This window comes from Rhodophyticola sp. CCM32 (assembly GCF_004751985.1).
Classification (GTDB): Bacteria; Pseudomonadota; Alphaproteobacteria; order Rhodobacterales; family Rhodobacteraceae; genus Rhodophyticola.
The window spans coordinates 2,179,872-2,195,545 of sequence record NZ_CP038492.1 but is presented as its reverse complement, the minus strand read 5'-3'; the positions used below and the strand labels follow the sequence as shown (position 1 = coordinate 2,195,545).

The following is a 15,674-nucleotide window of genomic DNA, read 5'->3' as shown; positions in this document are numbered from 1 at the left end:
TCAGTCGCTTGCCAGACCGGCGATCGAATTGGCCGTGCCAAGGGTTCCGGTCAGGGCGTTGAGCGCCTTGCTCCACTGGGCAAAAGGTGCCTCGGTCACATAAACGGTGTCTCCGTCCCGGATGACGAAATCGCGCGCTTCGAACATACCTGTGGGGGCAGTCAGGTCCAGCACATAGATCATCCGCTGGGTGCCCTGCAGATCGCCACGGCCCAAAACCTGTGATGCAATCTCCACCGGTTCATTGCGCAGAACGAAGACCCCGGTGGGGTCGGCCAAGGTCGATTGCAGACCGCCCACGGTGGCAATCGCCTCGATGGCAGAGATCGTCTGGCTTTCAAACGGCACCCGGGCTTGTTGCCCGGTGGCGCCAAGAGAGGTGAAACTGCGGCTGTCTTCCTCCACCAGAATGCGGTCGCCGCCGCGCATCGCAATATCGAAAGCGGGATTGACATAAAGGTCTTCGAACCAGATCGTGCCGCTTTGCGCCCCGCGCACAACGGTGATCCGGGCGATATCGGCCTCGCCCCGGATGCCACCGGCAGCGGCCAGCATGCCCGACAAGGTGCGGGTGGCGCGTTCCACCGGGAAAATGCCCTGGCCGTTGACGGCCCCGGCCACCGAAACGGTGGCGCCATCGCCTGAGGCGCGGCGTATGATCACCTGTGGATCAGGGGTTTGTTCATCAAGATTTCGGGTGATGATTTCGCGCAGGGCATTGGGGGTGTTGCCTGCGGCGCGGATCCGGCCCGCATAGGGAATAAAGATAAAACCGGCACCATCAACGGTGACCTCGTCGATCACGGCCGCATTTGCGCCTTGCCCGGCCAGCAGCCCGTCTTCGACGTTTTCATAGATCGTCAGGCCCAGCACATCGCCGGGGCGGATCACCTCGGTCGAACTGATGCCGGCATTCTGGAAATCCTCGGAAAAGCCAAGCGCGGGCACCACGGATGTGGCTGCGATGACACGCTGGTTCACCTCAACCACGAAGGCGTCGCCCTCGCGCTGTACCGATCCTGCGAAGATTTCGTTGCGTGTGGGCCCGGATCGCGGCAGGCCGCAGGACGCAACAATACCCATAACAACAGCAAGCGCGACCATGCGCGCCCCTTTGGAAGCCAGTAATTTCACGGAGTGGCTCCTTATAACCCGAAACTGCCTCAGTATATTTTTTTGTGACTTTAGCTTATTTGTGCAAACTGCGCCAGCCTTTGGTTTATTTCACAACGCGCAGGTGTTGCCTTGGTGCCGGTCGGCCCGCTTTCAGCGCATCATAGGGGTCTTCGGATAACAGCATCATATCGACCACCTGGCGCAGCAACTGGCGGCGCCCGCGGCTGGAATAGAAGCTGCCGGTGATCTGTGAGGTTTCCAGCAGATAATGGCGATAATCGCGATAGGCCCGGCTGTCGGGGCGGGTCGGATTGGTGAAAAACGCCTCCATCGGCTGGGTCGAGACGAATTCCGGCTTCAGATAGACCGCTGTCCCGAAAGCCTTCAGCGGCAACCCGCGCCAGAGCGCCTGTTGCGCGGCGGTGGAATTCACGGTCACCGCAGACCGGGCGTCGTTCAGCAGCCGGGCCAGTTTGCCGCCGCGCACGTAATGGACGCGGTCAGAAACACCATGCATGCGCGCCAGGCGGCGGATGTCGCGGCGGATCGGCACCCGGCCATCCTCCAGAGGGTGGGCCTTGAACACCAGATGATGATGCTCCGGTGCCCCCTGGGCGAAGCCTTCGATCAGAACCGCCAGGAAATCGGCCATGGTTTCAAACGGCCCATGGTCGCGGAACGAGGCATCATGTTCCAGTTGCAACAGGGCCAGATGATAGGGAAACCCGCCCTGGCGAATCCGCCAGGTGGCCTGCACCCGGTCGAGCCACAGGAACGGCATAAGCGCCAGACGGCGCAGATAGAGCCATAGCTCGCGGGCGACGGTGATATTGCGATGCGGTTTGAAATTCCGGTAGCGGATGTTCAGGAACATCACAAACCAGTGGTAAAGCGCACCGTAAAAGACGTGCTGACGCATATCGCCCCATTTTGAAGGCGTGTCCGGCAGATTCAGATCCAGACCTTTCAGCGCTTTGCGCATCTGCGGCACAGATCTGTCCATCAGCCGCGAATGCCCGTTGGCGCCGCCTCGTTCATAGGTCACCCAATAAGGTCTCAGATACCCTTCCTCGAACACATGCACGGTCATGCCAAGGGCTTTGGCGATGGCGACCGCGTCTGCATGGACGGGCCTTGTGTCACCATAAAGCACCAGATCGGTTATGCCTTTGTCTTCGATCAGCTGGCGCAGGCGATCCGGCCAGTCTTCGATGATGCCGGTATAGGCAATATAACTGTCCCGGTGGGGCCAGAATGCGCTGTCGCCCTGGTTGAAACCCACGCGCCACACATCCGCCCCCGCCGCGCGCAGCATTTTGCCAAGCCGATGGAAAAAAGGTCCATGGGGGCCTTGCAGGAACAAAAAAACCTTGTGCAACTGGCTAATCCTTCAGGGGCGTGCCGTTGTCACGGCTTATCGCTTTGACGTAAGGTTTCATAGAGGCTTGGCTGATTGAAGGCCGGTTTTGGTGCGGATTATGGCGCGGCGCGCCTTGCCCCGCGTCTCTGCGGCGGCTAAAGCGTTTCGACTTAATGTTGAAACGCCTTTCGCTGCCTTTCGCCTTTGGCTCAAACGCGAAAGCCGTTCTACTGCTTCAATGTAAAGTCGAAACGCTATAGTTGGAACCGGGAAACAACGAGGCTGTTATGTTCACAGGTATCATCACCGATATCGGCACGGTTCAGGCGCTGGAGCATCGCGGCGATCTGCGGGCACGGATCGGCACGGGCTATGACACCGCCGGCATTGATATCGGGGCCTCGATCTGTTGCGATGGTATCTGCCTGACAGCGGTGGCGCTCGGGGCCGGTTGGTTCGACGTGGATATTTCCGCCGAAACAGTGTCGAAAACCAATATCGGCGACTGGGTTGAAGGGGGCCGGATCAATCTGGAACGGTCCCTGAAAGTGGGCGATGAACTGGGCGGGCATATTGTCAGCGGCCATGTGGATGGTGTGGCCGATCTGATTGGCATGGCGGAGGAAGGCGACAGCACCCGGCTGACCTTTCGCGCCCCTGATGCGTTGGCACGCTTCATCGCGCCGAAAGGTTCGGTGGCGCTGAACGGCACATCGCTGACCGTGAATGATGTGAAGGGTGCCGAATTTGGCATCAATGTCATCCCGCATACCAAAGAGGTCACCACCTGGGGGGATGTGGCCGTGGGTGACAGGATCAATCTGGAGATCGACACCCTGGCCCGCTATGTGGCCCGGCTGCAGGAGTGGAGCGCATGAGCCCGGTTGTGATCCTGTCGATCAATGATGCCAGCGGGCAGCGCTGCGTGGATTTCCTGAAAGACGGGGCAGGCGTGTTCTGGTCGGACTGCCGCCGCGACCCGGAAGATGCCCATGGCTGGCGGCGCCTGGATGCGCCTCATGGGCCTTATGCGGATAAACCCGCAGCGCTTGATGTTGCACGCGGCAGTGTCGGCTGGCTGGCCGCAGAGGAGGCAGACAGATGAGCGGGATCGGTCACAATGGCGGCCCGGTGATGGGGCCGGGCTTTGGTTTTCGCAAACATGCCTGGGCCAAGGCGCGTAAGGATTTGCTGCCCAAACTGCCCTTGCAGATCGTGCGCATCCGTGTGGCGCGGGCCAAACGCCTGGGGCTGGAATACAGGACCTATGCCACGATCCGGGCCACTGCGGGCCGGGATATCGTGGGCTTTCTGTTTTCCGGCAATGCGCTGGATTTGCGGCCAAGACAGGTGGCGGTGCCGGAAGGACTGCGCGCCCGGCTGGCGGGGCTGGAGGGCGAGGCCGTGCGGGTTGCGGCGGTCTATGCACCCGCCCATCCCGGGGCGGTTCTGGCGGCCAACCCCGATCTGATTGATTTTGCCGCCCCCGCACCGGGGTTCACCGACAGCTGGGCGGCCCTGCGCGACCGGATCAAAACCACGCTTTGCACCAGCAACCTGCCCGCTGACGGGGTTGTGCTGGTCGCGGCTACCGCCATCGAACGGGACTGGTGCGGGGCGGGGCAACTGGCCGGTCTGCTGAGCGCCGATGCCTTTTTCAGGAGCCAACATGTCTGAGCCCATCCCTTTCGAAAAACCGGGTCCGGTCGAACAGGACTGGTCCGATGCGGTGTCTTCCATCGAGGAGATCATCGAGGATGCCCGCAACGGGCGGATGTTCGTGCTGGTGGATCATGAGGATCGCGAGAATGAGGGTGATCTGGTGATCCCGGCGCAGATGGCCACGCCCGAGGCGATCAATTTCATGGCGATGCATGGGCGCGGGTTGATCTGCCTGTCCCTGCCGGGGGACCGGGTGGATGCGCTGGGCCTGCCGCTGATGGCGTCGTATAATTCCTCGCGGCATGAAACGGCCTTCACGATCTCGATCGAGGCGCGCGAAGGGGTTTCCACCGGAATTTCCGCCCATGACCGGGCGCGCACCGTGGCGGTGGCCATCGACGCGGGCAAGGGGGCGGCGGATATCGCGACACCGGGCCATGTGTTCCCGCTGCGCGCACGCGATGGCGGGGTGCTGGTGCGCGCCGGGCATACGGAGGCCGCGGTCGATATCTCGCGGCTGGCCGGTCTGAACCCGTCAGGCGTGATCTGCGAGATCATGAACGAGGATGGCTCCATGGCGCGGCTGCCCGATCTGGTGGCCTTCGCGCAGTTGCACAATCTGAAAATCGGCACGATCAGCGATCTGATCGCCTATCGCCGTCGCCATGACAATCTGGTGAAAGTCCGCACCGAAGACACGATCATCTCGGAATTCGGCGGCGAATGGCGGATGCGCATCTATACCGATGAGACACAGGGCGCTGAACATATCGTGCTGATCAAGGGGGATATCACCACCGCTCAGCCGGTTCTGGTCAGGATGCACGCGCTGGACCCGATGCTGGATGTGGTTGGCGCCGGTGGCCCGGGCCGGGCGGGTGAGTTCGGCGATGCGATGCGGCTGATCGCCGAAGAGGGGCGCGGCGTGCTGGTCTTGCTGCGTGATCTCAACATGAAACTGAGCGCGGAGCATGAGGTGTCGCCCCAGACATTGCGGCAATACGGGTTGGGCGCGCAGATATTGTCATCACTTGGATTGTCGGAGCTGGTTCTGCTGACCAATTCGCCCAAGCCGAAAGTGGTGGGGCTTGAGGCCTATGGCCTGAACATCACGCAGACGCGCAAAATATCGGAGATCGGATAGATGGCAGGCCCGTCCCATCATACGCTGGCGCTGCCGAAACTCGACCGGCCGGTCAAACTGCTGATCGTCATCGCGCCCTATTACAAGGATATTGCCGATGGGCAGCTGGCCGGTGCCAAAACCGTACTGGAGGAGGCCGGGGCCAGTTATGAATTGGTTGAGGTGCCCGGGGCGCTGGAAATCCCTGTCGCCATCGGGATCGCGCATCGGCAGTCGAATTTCGACGGCTATGTAGCGCTTGGCTGTGTCATCCGGGGGGAAACAACCCATTATGAGACGGTCTGCGAGGAATCGAACCGGGGGATCACCGGGCTGGGCCTTGGCGGGGCCTGTATCGGCAATTGCATTCTGACCGTGGAAAACCACGCACAGGCAGCGGTGCGCGCGGACCCGGCGCAGATGAACAAGGGCGGCGGCGCGGCGGCGGCAGCCCTGCATCTGATCGCGTTGACGCGGCGGTTCGGGGCGCCTAAAGGCGGCATCGGATTCAAACCGCGTGGAGACAGCATCCAGATCGCGGGTGACAGCGAAGGACCGGCGATCGCATGAATGAGACCCGCCCGAAAGGGCCCAGCCGAGACGAGAAATGGCAGATGAAATCGGCGGCGCGGCTTTACGCCGTGCAGGCGCTGTTTCAGATGGAACATTCCGGCCAGGGCGTGGATGTCGTGCGCCAGGAGTTCGAGAGCTTTCGCTTTGGCGAGAGGATCGAGGGCGATGAGATGGCCGAGGGCAATGTGGATTTGTTCCGCAAGCTTCTGGATGATGCCGTGGACCGGCAGGCGAAGATCGACCAGATGACTGACCGGGCCCTGGTCGCCACATGGCCGATTGACCGGATCGACCCGACCCTGCGCGCCCTGTTCCGTGCTGCGGGCGCCGAACTGGTTGCGGCGGAGACACCGCCCAAGGTGGTGATTACCGAGTTTGTCGATGTGGCCCGTGCGTTTTTCCCCGAGGGGCGGGAGCCGAAATTCGTGAATGCGGTTCTGGATCACATGGCGCGCGAAGCCAGACCCGAGGCGTTTTAAGCGGGCGTCCCTTTCGAAAACGGATCGGAAAACTGCAGTTTTCCGTCTGGAATTCTCGAGAATTCCGGCTTCGCGCCAGAGTTGGGGCGTTGGCGATATTCGGCCGCAGGTTGCGTCCCTTTCGGAAACGGATCGGAAAACTGCAGTTTCCCGTCAGGAATTCTTGAGAATTCCGGTTTCGTGCCAGAGTTGAGGTCGCTGGCGGTATTCGGCCGCAGGTTGCGACTCTTTCGGAAATGGACCGGAAAACTGCAGTTTTCCATCAGGAATTCTTGAGAATTCCTGCTCCGCGTCAGAGCCGGAGCCGCTGGCGATATTCAGCCGCAGGCTACGGCATTGCTTTGCAACACTGCCTTGCGCTGCTAAGGTAGTTTGCGTTTGCCCTATCAAAAACCGCTATGGATTATCAAAAGGCTGACAGAGGACCCGGTTACTTATGCCCGATCATATCAAACTCATCCTGCGCCACGCCTTTTACGGCTTTCTGATCGCGCTGGCCTTTGTTGCCATGCTGCTGTGGTTCAATATCGCCAATCTGTGGCATCTTGTGACCCATACGGTCGAAGGGCCGATTGCGGTGGTGATGCTGGTGGTGTTCAGCACGATCACCTTCGGCTCGGTTCAGATCGGCTATAAAATCATGTCGATGGGCGAGGAAGATGAGGGCCCGCAGGGTGGCAGGCGGGACAGGATGCCGCTTTTGAACGCAGCACCGGTCCCGATCCGGGTAGAGGATCGTCACTGATTTTTACGTGTACAAACAATGCACTGTAAACAAACAGGCCAGCCTGCACGGGGCTGGCCTTCGTTGTATGTAAGGCGGCGGGACCGCATAAACCGTCGGGGTTTTCATTCCCGAGGACCTGTGAGTACAGGTGGGCGCCAGGTAAACGGACCAGAATCCGCACAGAGCCAGCTCCCTCGGAGATGTGTAAGGCCACCGGAATCATGCCCCATGTGACAAGAAAAGCAGTACCCGCCTGTGTCAGCAGATAAGGTGGTGTAAGGGGCGGGGCAAGGCTTTGGATCGGGCCGGGCGTTACGCCATCGCCTTGCGAAACCGGATCAGGTGGTCATCCCAGCCGGAATCGAAGGCGGTCAGCAGGCCGAATGTTGCGGCCCCCTCCGGGATACCGTCATGACACAGATGCAGGCGGGTGCCGGCCTCAACTGCGGTGAGGGTCCAGGTCACATGCGTCATCAGCCCGTCCATGGGCCGTGCCGTAAAGCTGTAGCTGAGTTTCGAGACCGGTTTGACCTCCTGCACCTCGCCCCAGCACAGCGGGTCCCCATCCTGGCCCGGCATCGAAAACGGGCCGGTCTGATCCAGCGGCGCCGTGGGCCGGTGGAACCAGATCGCCAGTTTGTCCGGCTCGGTCAGATAGGCCCAGACATCAGCTGGCGGGGCGGCAAGGATCTGGGTTTTCTCAATCCGGTGGGTGGTCATTGGGTCTGGTCCTTTTCAATGGCGGTTTTCAGCGCGGCAAGACGGTCATCCCAGAAGCTCTCGAACAGGTCGAGCCAGCTTTGGACGGCCCTGAAACCCTCGGGGTTGATGCTGTTCAGGCGTTCGCGGCCCCGGGGGGTGATGGTGATCAACTCACCGGCCTCCAACACGCTGAGATGTTTTTTGATCGCCGGGCGGGTCATGTCGAAACGCTCTGCCACGGCGCCGATGGTCATTTCCTGCCCCATCAGAAGGTGCAGAATGCCGCGCCGTGTCGGGTCTGCCAGGGCGCGGAAGGTGGTTTGAGTGTCTTGCATTGGAAATAACACCTTCTGGTTTCATGTTATTTATGACACCCTCTGGTTTCATGTCAATCCCCGCCCGGCTTGATTTTTGTTCCCCTATTGTTCATGGTTCGGCATGCCAGATGATCTGCCCCCCACATCCCTGCGCCCCGGCCAGTTGCTGGCCCGGGGTGTGTGCCGCCATCTTCGCAGCCATGATTTCGCCGTGCTGGAGGAGTTCACGCCGGAACGGGGCAAACGTGTTGATGTCATGGCCCTCGGCCCCAAGGGGGAGCTGTGGGTGGTCGAGTGCAAATCCTCCCGTGTGGATTTCACCTCGGACAGCAAGTGGAAGGGATATCTGGACTGGGCTGACCGCTATTTCTGGGCCGTGGATGAGGATTTTCCGACCGACCTTCTGCCTGAAGGGACAGGGTTGATGATCGCCGATGCCTATGATGCGGATATTCTGCGTTTCGGGCCGGAAACCAAACTGGCAGCGGCCCGGCGCAAGGCCCTGACCCAACGGTTTGCGCGGCATGCGGCCTTGCGCCTGCAAGGGCTGCGAGATCCGGGCGGGGCAGTCTGAGACAGGGGTGTTACCGGCCCTGACCGGGAGACAGTGCAGTCACAGGCTGTGTGTCACTTCGCCATCTTTTGTGCGGCCTGGGCGGCGGCGCGCAGTTCCTCGGCAATTTCCAGCGCTTCCTCGGGCTCGAAATCCAGCGGCAGGTCCACACCCTCGGCATCGACATAGATACGCACCATGCCAAGCGTCGTGGGGCCGATCTGCAAATTCGCGGCCTGATCGCTTTCTGTGTTGATGCTCATTGGCGGGTCTCCACTTGGGTGCGCAAATTCAGGTAGCCCCTTGCCATTTCCGAGACAAGGGGCTAATACTTGCTTTCGGCAAGTATATAGGGTGCAATGGACGAAATTGATCAGATCAGGGCCTTCAACCGGTCGCATACACGGCGTCTGGGGTTGTTGCGTCAGGAATATCTTCAGGCCGGGCTGAGCCTGGCCGAGGCGCGGGTGGTATTCGAGCTGGCCGATGGCGTTGACTGGACCGCGGGCGTTCTGTCCCAGCATCTTGGCCTGAATGAGGGGTATCTCAGCCGGATGCTGAGCCGCCTGTCCCGGGCCGGGCTGGTGGAGCGGACCCGACATTCGCGGGATCGCCGGGTGCATATTCTGGGCCTGACCCGCAAAGGATTGATCCGCGCGGCGGAGCTGACAGCGCTGTCGCGGGCGCAGATTGCGGAGTGGATTGAGGATATGCCAGCGGTTGAACGTGCCGCTTTGGTTGCCCGGATGGCTGGGGTGGATGCGACCCTGTCAAGACAGGCGGCGCAGAGGCCCGAGATTGAATTGCGGGATCTGGCCATCGGCGATCTGGGCTGGCTGATCGAGCAGCACGGCGTGCTCTATGCCCGCGATGAAGGGTTTGATGCCAGTTTCGAGGCGCTGGTCGCGGAAATTCTGGCGGATTTCATCCGCAATCATGATCCCCGCCGGGAACGCGGCTGGATCGCCTGGCAGGGCGGTCGCCGTCTGGGGTCGATCTTCTGCGTCACCGGGCCGGAGCCGGATGTGGCCAAGCTGCGCCTGTTTCTGCTGACGCCCGAGGCGCGGGGGCAGGGGCTGGGCCAGTGCCTGCTGGAGACCTGCATGGGGTTCGCCCGCGATAAGGGCTATCGGCGGATGGTGCTGTGGACCCATGAAAGCCATCGCGCCGCCTGTGCCCTTTACCGCAAAAACGGGTTTTCGCTGGGCAGGTCCGAGCCGGTCACCTCGTTCGGCGTGGCGCTGGTGGAACAGGAATGGTCAATCAATCTGGCGCCGTGATCCGGTGCCCTGACCCGGTTCGCAGCAAGAGGGTCGCCTGTTCCCGGGCGATGATTTCGGGCTCTGAATACCCATATCCGTCCTGAGTTGCGGGCCTTTGGGCTTGCCCTGAGCGGTGCGCTGTCGCATTTACTGGACCAAAGGAGACCTGCGCGCCATGGCTTTGCCGGTTCGACAACAGCTGATATATTGGGGCATCGCGGCGGCGGTGTTTTTTCTGCTGCTGCGGGCGCTTGGAGATATCATTCTGCCCTTCGTGGTCGGCGGTGCGGTGGCCTATTTTCTTGATCCGGTGGCTGACCGTCTGGAACGTCTGGGCCTGTCGCGGATATTGGCGACCGTGCTGATCTCGCTGGTGGCCCTGTTGATTGTGGTTCTGGCGGGGCTGATCGTGATCCCGGTGCTGATCTCGCAACTGGCGGAACTGGTGCAAAGCGCGCCGGATCTGTTTGGCCAGTTACAGGCCTTTCTGTCAGAGCGCTTTCCCACAATCATGGAAGAAACCTCACCACTCCGGCAATCGCTGGCCTCAATCGGTGAAACGATACAGGCGCGCGGTGGCGAGTTGGTGAATACGGTTCTGTCATCGGCCATGGGCGTGGTGAATTTCATGGTCTTTGTGGTGGTCGTGCCGGTGGTGTCTTTCTACCTGCTGCTCGACTGGGACCGGATGGTGGCGCAGATCGACAGCCTGCTGCCGCGCGATCATCGCCCGGTGATCCGGCGTCTGGCCTCGCAGATCGACCGGACGCTGGCCAGTTTTGTGCGTGGGCAGGGCACGGTCTGCCTGATCCTCGGCACCTTCTATGGCGTTGCGCTGATGTTTGTGGGGCTGCAATTCGGGGTTGTTGTGGGGTTCGTGGCCGGATTGATTTCTTTCATTCCCTATGTGGGGGCGCTGTTTGGCGGGGCGCTGGCCGTTGGTCTGGCGCTGTTCCAGTTCTGGGGGAATGGTGGTGGATTCTGGCGGTGGCCGCGATCTTCCAGATCGGCCAGCTGATCGAGGGCAATATCCTGACCCCGAAACTGGTGGGCGGGTCCGTGGGGCTGCATCCGGTCTGGCTGATTTTCGCCCTGTCCGCCTTTGGGGCGCTGTTCGGCTTTGTCGGCCTGATGATTGCCGTGCCGATTGCCGCCGTGATCGGCGTCCTTGTGCGCTATGGGGTGGAGCGATATCAGCAAAGCCTGCTTTACCGTGGCCTGGATCGCCCCGAGGACGATTGACCCATGGGTGAGCAACTGGTGTTTACCCTTCCCATCCGCGCAGCGATGGGGCGTGATGATTTCTTTGTCTCCCCCGGCAATGCGGTTGCGGTTGCAGGCATTGACACCTGGGCAGAATGGCCTTTTGGCAAAATGGTGCTGGTGGGCGAGGCCGGCGCGGGCAAAACCCATCTGGCCCATGTCTGGGCCGATATGGCGGGGGCTGAGGTGGTGGAGGCCCGTGACCTGACCGACCATCATGGCCAGGTGCTGGCCGGTGCGGGCGGTGTTGCGGTGGAAGATGTCGACCAGATCGCCGGGCGCGAGGAGGCGGAAACCGCGCTTTTCCATCTGCACAACGCGCTGGCTCAGGCGGACGCGCCCCTGTTGCTGACCGCGCGTGATGCGCCGGAGCGCTGGGGCCTGCATCTGCCCGATCTGGACAGCCGGATGCGGCAGGCCGGTGTGTTGCGTCTTGGCTCCCCCGATGACGCGCTGTTATCGGCGGTGATGATGAAACTGGCGCACGACCGCAACATGCCCCTGAAGCCGCGTATTCTCAGCTATGCGTTGGCGCGGATTGAGCGGTCTTTCGCCGCAGCGCAGGCCTTTATCGCGGCCCTTGATGCCATGGCACTGGCGGCAAAACGCGCCCCCACCCGGAAGATGGCCAAAGCGATCCTTGCGGAGGATAAGCAATAAATGTCACGCTGCTGTCACATATTCCACCTAGCGCCAGCCCTATGACATACGCAGATTTTCTGACCGCACCGATCCCTGATCCCGTTGCCCTGCCGGAGGCTGAAACCAAAGGCCCGCAACGGTTTTTCAATCGTGAGCTCAGCTGGCTGTCCTTCAACTGGCGGGTGCTGGATGAAGCTGAAAACCCCCGTGTTCCGCTGTTGGAACGGGTGCGGTTTGTCTCGATCTCTGCAGGCAATCTTGATGAATTCTATACGGTCCGTGTCGCGGGTCTGCGCGAACTGGCCCTGGCGGGCAACACGATGCCGTCTGACGATGGTCGCAGCCCGTCGGAACAACTGACCCTGATCAATGAAAATGCCCGCGCACTGATGCAAAGCCAGCAGAAAGTATGGGCCACGCTGCGCAAAGAGCTGGAAGCCAAAGGGATCACGGTGGTCAGCCGATCCGCTCTGGGCGCGGCCGACAAGACACATCTGGAAACCGCATTCCTGACGCAGGTCTTCCCGGTTTTGTCGCCGCTGGCCATCGACCCGGCGCATCCGTTCCCCTTCATTCCGAACGAAGGGTTCTCGCTGGCATTGCAGATGAAGCGTGAACGTGACGGGCGGAGCCTGAAGGCGCTGTTGCCGATCCCCTCACAGATCGACCGTTTCGTGCGCCTGCCGGCCGCAGAAGGCCAGGCGCGGTTCCTGCCGATGGAGGAGTTGCTGCTGCTTCATGTCTCGGCGCTGTTCCCGGGGTACAAGCTGACCGGATCGTGCAATTTCCGGGTGCTGCGCGACAGCGATCTGGAGGTGGAGGAAGAGGCCGAAGATCTGGTGCGTGAGTTTGAAACCGCGCTGAAACGACGCCGCCGGGGGGAGGTGGTGCGGCTGCAGATATCGACCGACGCGCCTGCGGATCTGCATGACGAGATTACCGAAAATCTGGGCGTGCGCGGGGATGAGGTGGTCGAAAGCCACGGTATGATCGGCCTGATCGGGCTGAAGGAACTGGTGCTGGATGAACGCCCCGATCTGCTCTGGCCCAGTTTCATGCCCCGCGTGCCCGAACGGGTGCAGGACCATGAGGGTGATATGTTCGCGGCGATCCGGCAGAAGGATATGTTGCTGCATCACCCTTATGAGACTTTCGATATGGTGATCCGCTTTCTGGCGCAGGCCGCGCGGGACCCCAATGTGGTGGCGATCAAGCAGACGCTGTACCGCACCTCGAATGAATCCCCGATTGTCGAGGCGCTGTGCGAGGCGGCGGAAAACGGCAAATCGGTGACCGCGCTGGTCGAGTTGAAGGCGCGGTTCGACGAGGCTGCGAATATCCGCCAGTCGCGCAAACTGGAACGTTCAGGTGCACATGTGGTGTACGGGTTCATCAATTATAAAACCCATGCCAAGATCAGCACGGTGGTGCGCCGCGAACAGGACAAGCTGGTGACCTATACCCATTACGGCACCGGCAATTACCATCCGATCACGGCGCGCATCTATACCGATCTCAGCCTGTTCACCTGTGATGATGCCCTGGGGCGCGATGCCACCAAAGTGTTCAACTATGTCGGCGGATATGCAGAGCCCGAGGGGCTGGAGAATCTGGCGATTTCACCGATCAGTCTGAAATCAACGCTTCTGGAAAACCTGAAAGCCGAGGCTGAACATGCCCGTGCCGGCAAACCCGCCATGGTCTGGGCCAAGATGAACAGCCTGATCGAGGCCGATATCATTGATGCGCTTTATGAGGCCAGTCAGGCGGGTGTGAAGATTGATCTGGTGATCCGGGGCATTTGCGGCTTGCGGCCCGGCGTGAAGGGGTTGAGCGAGAATATCCGGGTGAAATCCATCGTCGGGCGGTTTCTGGAACACAGCCGGATCGTGTGTTTCGGCAATGGCTCGGGCCTGCCGTCGAAAAAGGCGCGGGTCTATATCAGCTCGGCGGACTGGATGGGGCGAAACCTGAACCGGCGGGTCGAAACGCTGGTGGAATGCACCAATGCCACGGTGAAGGCGCAGATCGTCAGCCAGATCATGGCCGCCAATCTGGCCGATGTGGCGCAAAGCTGGGTGCTTTGTGCCGATGGCACCTTTCTGCGCCCCGATCTCGGCGCGATCGACAATCCGTTTTCCTGCCACCGCTTCTTTATGGAAAACCCCTCCCTCTCCGGCCGCGGGTCTGCGGGCGCCAAGGATGTGCCCGCGCTGACCCATTCCGATGATTGACGCGCGCGGCACCCCCATGTCATGCCTGTGACCATGATGGGGGATGCATCGCCAGCGCTGGGCAGTGAAACGGATGCGTTGCCGTCCGACTGGGGCCCGTTTGGTGAACCCTTGTTCAACGATCCCCGGGCCCGGGCGCTCAGCCGGGTGGGGGTGATCGACATCGGGTCAAACTCTGTCCGTCTGGTGGTGTTTGACGGGGCCGCGCGTTCCCCGGCCTATTTCTTCAACGAAAAGATATTATGCGGTCTTGGGATCGGATTTTCCGAAACCGGGCGGCTGAACCCCGATGGCCGGGTGCGGGCGCTGGCAGCGCTGAAACGCTTTGCGACGCTGGCCGAAGGGATGGGCGTCTCGCCGCTGGTCACCGTGGCAACCGCCGCCGTGCGCGACAGCGCAGACGGCCCCGCATTCCGCGAAGAGGTGGAAGCCGAAACCGGGTTGCGCATGGTTGTGATCGACGGTGCCGAAGAGGCGCGGCTTGCCTCGCAGGGGGTGCTGCTGGGCTGGCCCGGCGCGCAGGGGCTGGTCTGCGACATTGGCGGCTCATCCATGGAACTGGCCGAATTGTTGGGCGGCGGCAGGGTTGGGGCCCGTGCCACATCTGATCTGGGCCCGCTGAAGCTGATGGGGATGAAGGGCGGCAAGAAGGCGATGCGCGCCCATATCAAGGACCGGATCGGCGCCCTGGCCAACCAGTTTGCCGAACGACCGGATCGGCTGTTTCTGGTGGGCGGGTCGTGGCGTGCCATTGCCCGGGTGGATATGGAGCGGCGCGGTTACCCGCTGAAAGTGCTGCATGAATACCGGATGACGCCCAAGGCGATCATGCAAACCATCAAATATATCGGCAAAACTGACATGTTGGCCCTGCGGGGCCAGACCGGCACCAGTGAGGCGCGGATGCGGCTGGTGCCTCTGGCCTCCGAGGTGCTGCGCGTGCTGGTGCGCAAATTCAAGCCGCGTGAGGTGGCGGTTTCCAGTTATGGTATTCGGGAGGGGCTGCTTTACGAGCAGATGGGCGATGAGCTGCGCCATCGTGACCCGCTGATCGAGGCCACACGTTATGCGGAATCGGTCAATGCCCGGATGCCGGGATTTGGCCGGGCGCTGCATTATTTTGTCGAACCGATCTTCTCCGGTGCCAAACCGGCACGCAAACGCCTGATACGGGCGGCCTGTCTGTTGCATGATGTCAGCTGGCGCGCCCATCCCGATTACCGGGCCGAGGTCTGTTTTGACAACGCCACCCAGGCCAATCTGGGCGGCTTGACCCATGCGGAACGGGTGTTTCTGGGTCTGGCCCTGCTGCATCGCTACAAATCCAGCCGGGCGGGGACGAATTTCGACGCGGATCTGCTGAACCTGCTGCCCGAGGCCGATGTGCGGCAAGCAGAAATTCTGGGCCGCGCCATGCGGTTCGGCGCGATGTTCGCGCTGGACCGCCCCACAGATCATGGCCGGTTGAAACTGTTCCCCAAGAAGAAAATCCTGGAACTGCACCTTCTGACAGGGGTCGGACAGGACCTGTTTGGCGAGGTCGCGCAGGCCCGGTTTCAGGCGCTTGCCAACGCAATCGGGGCCGATGCGGTTGTGCGCAGCGGGCGCTGAACCGGATTAAGGGTGAGCCGCGCTCCCCTCTATTCCAAAGCCAAGGTTTG

Annotated in this window: 17 protein-coding genes and 1 pseudogene; 13 read left to right on the top strand and 5 right to left on the bottom strand. The window is 61.4% G+C overall.

Going from position 1 to position 15,674, the window contains the following annotated elements:
• Entirely contained in the window at positions 1-1,134 is a 1,134-nt protein-coding gene (locus E2K80_RS10665) for a polysaccharide biosynthesis/export family protein (protein WP_135374992.1), read from the bottom strand.
• 85 nt (positions 1,135-1,219) lie between these two features.
• On the bottom strand, positions 1,220-2,494 hold the full coding sequence (locus E2K80_RS10660; RefSeq protein WP_238475494.1) for a capsule biosynthesis protein: 1,275 nt from the start codon (positions 2,492-2,494) through the stop codon (positions 1,220-1,222).
• Between the two features lie 269 nt (positions 2,495-2,763).
• On the opposite strand from E2K80_RS10660, the gene E2K80_RS10655 reads away from it, so the two are divergent.
• The 7 genes from E2K80_RS10655 to E2K80_RS10625 all read left to right on the top strand — a co-directional run bounded on the left by E2K80_RS10655 (position 2,764) and on the right by E2K80_RS10625 (position 7,058).
• Positions 2,764-3,354, top strand: coding sequence for a riboflavin synthase (locus E2K80_RS10655; RefSeq protein WP_135374990.1), 591 nt, complete (start codon positions 2,764-2,766; stop codon positions 3,352-3,354).
• Complete coding sequence (locus tag E2K80_RS10650) at positions 3,351-3,581, top strand: hypothetical protein (protein ID WP_135374989.1); 231 nt, start codon at positions 3,351-3,353, stop codon at positions 3,579-3,581. Before E2K80_RS10655 ends, E2K80_RS10650 begins: the two co-directional genes overlap by 4 nt.
• Positions 3,578-4,153 carry a hypothetical protein gene (locus E2K80_RS10645; protein WP_135374988.1) on the top strand — a complete coding sequence of 192 codons (576 nt, stop codon included), beginning with the start codon at positions 3,578-3,580 and terminating at the stop codon, positions 4,151-4,153. The genes E2K80_RS10650 and E2K80_RS10645 overlap by 4 nt, the downstream gene beginning before the upstream one ends.
• On the top strand, positions 4,146-5,282 hold the full coding sequence (gene ribB, locus E2K80_RS10640; protein ID WP_135374987.1) for a 3,4-dihydroxy-2-butanone-4-phosphate synthase: 1,137 nt from the start codon (positions 4,146-4,148) through the stop codon (positions 5,280-5,282). The genes E2K80_RS10645 and ribB overlap by 8 nt, the downstream gene beginning before the upstream one ends.
• Entirely contained in the window at positions 5,283-5,831 is a 549-nt protein-coding gene (locus E2K80_RS10635; protein ID WP_135374986.1) for a 6,7-dimethyl-8-ribityllumazine synthase, read from the top strand.
• Entirely contained in the window at positions 5,828-6,313 is a 486-nt protein-coding gene (nusB, locus tag E2K80_RS10630) for a transcription antitermination factor NusB (protein WP_135374985.1), read from the top strand. The genes E2K80_RS10635 and nusB overlap by 4 nt, the downstream gene beginning before the upstream one ends.
• 436 nt (positions 6,314-6,749) lie before the next feature.
• On the top strand, positions 6,750-7,058 hold the full coding sequence (locus tag E2K80_RS10625) for a hypothetical protein (protein ID WP_135374984.1): 309 nt from the start codon (positions 6,750-6,752) through the stop codon (positions 7,056-7,058).
• Between the two features lie 294 nt (positions 7,059-7,352).
• On the opposite strand, the gene E2K80_RS10620 is transcribed toward E2K80_RS10625, so the two are convergent.
• Together E2K80_RS10620 and E2K80_RS10615 are read right to left on the bottom strand one after the other, a co-directional pair.
• Positions 7,353-7,760 (bottom strand): SRPBCC family protein, encoded by a 408-nt coding sequence (locus E2K80_RS10620; protein WP_135374983.1) that lies wholly within the window; start codon positions 7,758-7,760, stop codon positions 7,353-7,355.
• A complete protein-coding gene (locus E2K80_RS10615; RefSeq protein WP_135374982.1) occupies positions 7,757-8,077 on the bottom strand; it encodes an ArsR/SmtB family transcription factor in 321 nt (106 codons plus the stop codon). Before E2K80_RS10615 ends, E2K80_RS10620 begins: the two co-directional genes overlap by 4 nt.
• A gap of 103 nt (positions 8,078-8,180) precedes the next feature.
• On the opposite strand from E2K80_RS10615, the gene E2K80_RS10610 reads away from it, so the two are divergent.
• Positions 8,181-8,633 (top strand): MmcB family DNA repair protein, encoded by a 453-nt coding sequence (locus E2K80_RS10610; RefSeq protein ID WP_135374981.1) that lies wholly within the window; start codon positions 8,181-8,183, stop codon positions 8,631-8,633.
• A 53-nt stretch (positions 8,634-8,686) separates the two neighbouring features.
• Here the strand turns inward: E2K80_RS10610 and E2K80_RS10605 are convergent, their stop codons facing one another.
• The gene (locus E2K80_RS10605; RefSeq protein WP_135374980.1) at positions 8,687-8,875 is read right to left on the bottom strand and encodes a DUF6324 family protein; all 189 of its coding nucleotides are present in this window, start codon (positions 8,873-8,875) and stop codon (positions 8,687-8,689) included.
• A gap of 96 nt (positions 8,876-8,971) precedes the next feature.
• Between E2K80_RS10605 and E2K80_RS19950 the strand changes: the two genes are divergently transcribed.
• The 5 genes and pseudogenes from E2K80_RS19950 (at position 8,972) to E2K80_RS10580 (ending at position 15,624) form a co-directional block, all read left to right on the top strand.
• A complete protein-coding gene (locus E2K80_RS19950; protein WP_135374979.1) occupies positions 8,972-9,892 on the top strand; it encodes a bifunctional helix-turn-helix transcriptional regulator/GNAT family N-acetyltransferase in 921 nt (306 codons plus the stop codon).
• 157 nt (positions 9,893-10,049) lie between these two features.
• Positions 10,050-11,116: pseudogene (locus E2K80_RS10595) on the top strand (AI-2E family transporter).
• Positions 11,117-11,119: 3 nt separating this feature from the next.
• Positions 11,120-11,797 (top strand): DnaA ATPase domain-containing protein, encoded by a 678-nt coding sequence (locus E2K80_RS10590; RefSeq protein WP_135374978.1) that lies wholly within the window; start codon positions 11,120-11,122, stop codon positions 11,795-11,797.
• A gap of 41 nt (positions 11,798-11,838) precedes the next feature.
• Positions 11,839-14,013 carry an RNA degradosome polyphosphate kinase gene (locus tag E2K80_RS10585; RefSeq protein WP_135374977.1) on the top strand — a complete coding sequence of 725 codons (2,175 nt, stop codon included), beginning with the start codon at positions 11,839-11,841 and terminating at the stop codon, positions 14,011-14,013.
• A gap of 21 nt (positions 14,014-14,034) precedes the next feature.
• The gene (locus E2K80_RS10580) at positions 14,035-15,624 is read left to right on the top strand and encodes a Ppx/GppA family phosphatase (RefSeq protein ID WP_135374976.1); all 1,590 of its coding nucleotides are present in this window, start codon (positions 14,035-14,037) and stop codon (positions 15,622-15,624) included.
• The last annotated feature ends 50 nt before the right edge of the window (positions 15,625-15,674 follow it).

Excerpts from the sequence above, each read along its gene's own strand:
- E2K80_RS10645 (WP_135374988.1), top strand. The coding sequence starts at position 3,578 with ATGAGCGGGATCGGTCACAATGGCGGCCCGGTGATGGGGCCGGGCTTT.
- E2K80_RS10635 (WP_135374986.1), top strand. The coding sequence starts at position 5,283 with ATGGCAGGCCCGTCCCATCATACGCTGGCGCTGCCGAAACTCGACCGG.
- E2K80_RS10585 (WP_135374977.1), top strand. The coding sequence starts at position 11,839 with ATGACATACGCAGATTTTCTGACCGCACCGATCCCTGATCCCGTTGCC.
- E2K80_RS10655 (WP_135374990.1), top strand. The coding sequence starts at position 2,764 with ATGTTCACAGGTATCATCACCGATATCGGCACGGTTCAGGCGCTGGAG.
- E2K80_RS10580 (WP_135374976.1), top strand. The coding sequence starts at position 14,035 with ATGCCTGTGACCATGATGGGGGATGCATCGCCAGCGCTGGGCAGTGAA.
- nusB (WP_135374985.1), top strand. The coding sequence starts at position 5,828 with ATGAATGAGACCCGCCCGAAAGGGCCCAGCCGAGACGAGAAATGGCAG.
- E2K80_RS10590 (WP_135374978.1), top strand. The coding sequence starts at position 11,120 with ATGGGTGAGCAACTGGTGTTTACCCTTCCCATCCGCGCAGCGATGGGG.
- E2K80_RS10605 (WP_135374980.1), bottom strand. The coding sequence starts at position 8,875 with ATGAGCATCAACACAGAAAGCGATCAGGCCGCGAATTTGCAGATCGGC.
- ribB (WP_135374987.1), top strand. The coding sequence starts at position 4,146 with ATGTCTGAGCCCATCCCTTTCGAAAAACCGGGTCCGGTCGAACAGGAC.
- E2K80_RS19950 (WP_135374979.1), top strand. The coding sequence starts at position 8,972 with ATGGACGAAATTGATCAGATCAGGGCCTTCAACCGGTCGCATACACGG.
- E2K80_RS10650 (WP_135374989.1), top strand. The coding sequence starts at position 3,351 with ATGAGCCCGGTTGTGATCCTGTCGATCAATGATGCCAGCGGGCAGCGC.
- E2K80_RS10615 (WP_135374982.1), bottom strand. The coding sequence starts at position 8,077 with ATGCAAGACACTCAAACCACCTTCCGCGCCCTGGCAGACCCGACACGG.
- E2K80_RS10620 (WP_135374983.1), bottom strand. The coding sequence starts at position 7,760 with ATGACCACCCACCGGATTGAGAAAACCCAGATCCTTGCCGCCCCGCCA.
- E2K80_RS10610 (WP_135374981.1), top strand. The coding sequence starts at position 8,181 with ATGCCAGATGATCTGCCCCCCACATCCCTGCGCCCCGGCCAGTTGCTG.
- E2K80_RS10625 (WP_135374984.1), top strand. The coding sequence starts at position 6,750 with ATGCCCGATCATATCAAACTCATCCTGCGCCACGCCTTTTACGGCTTT.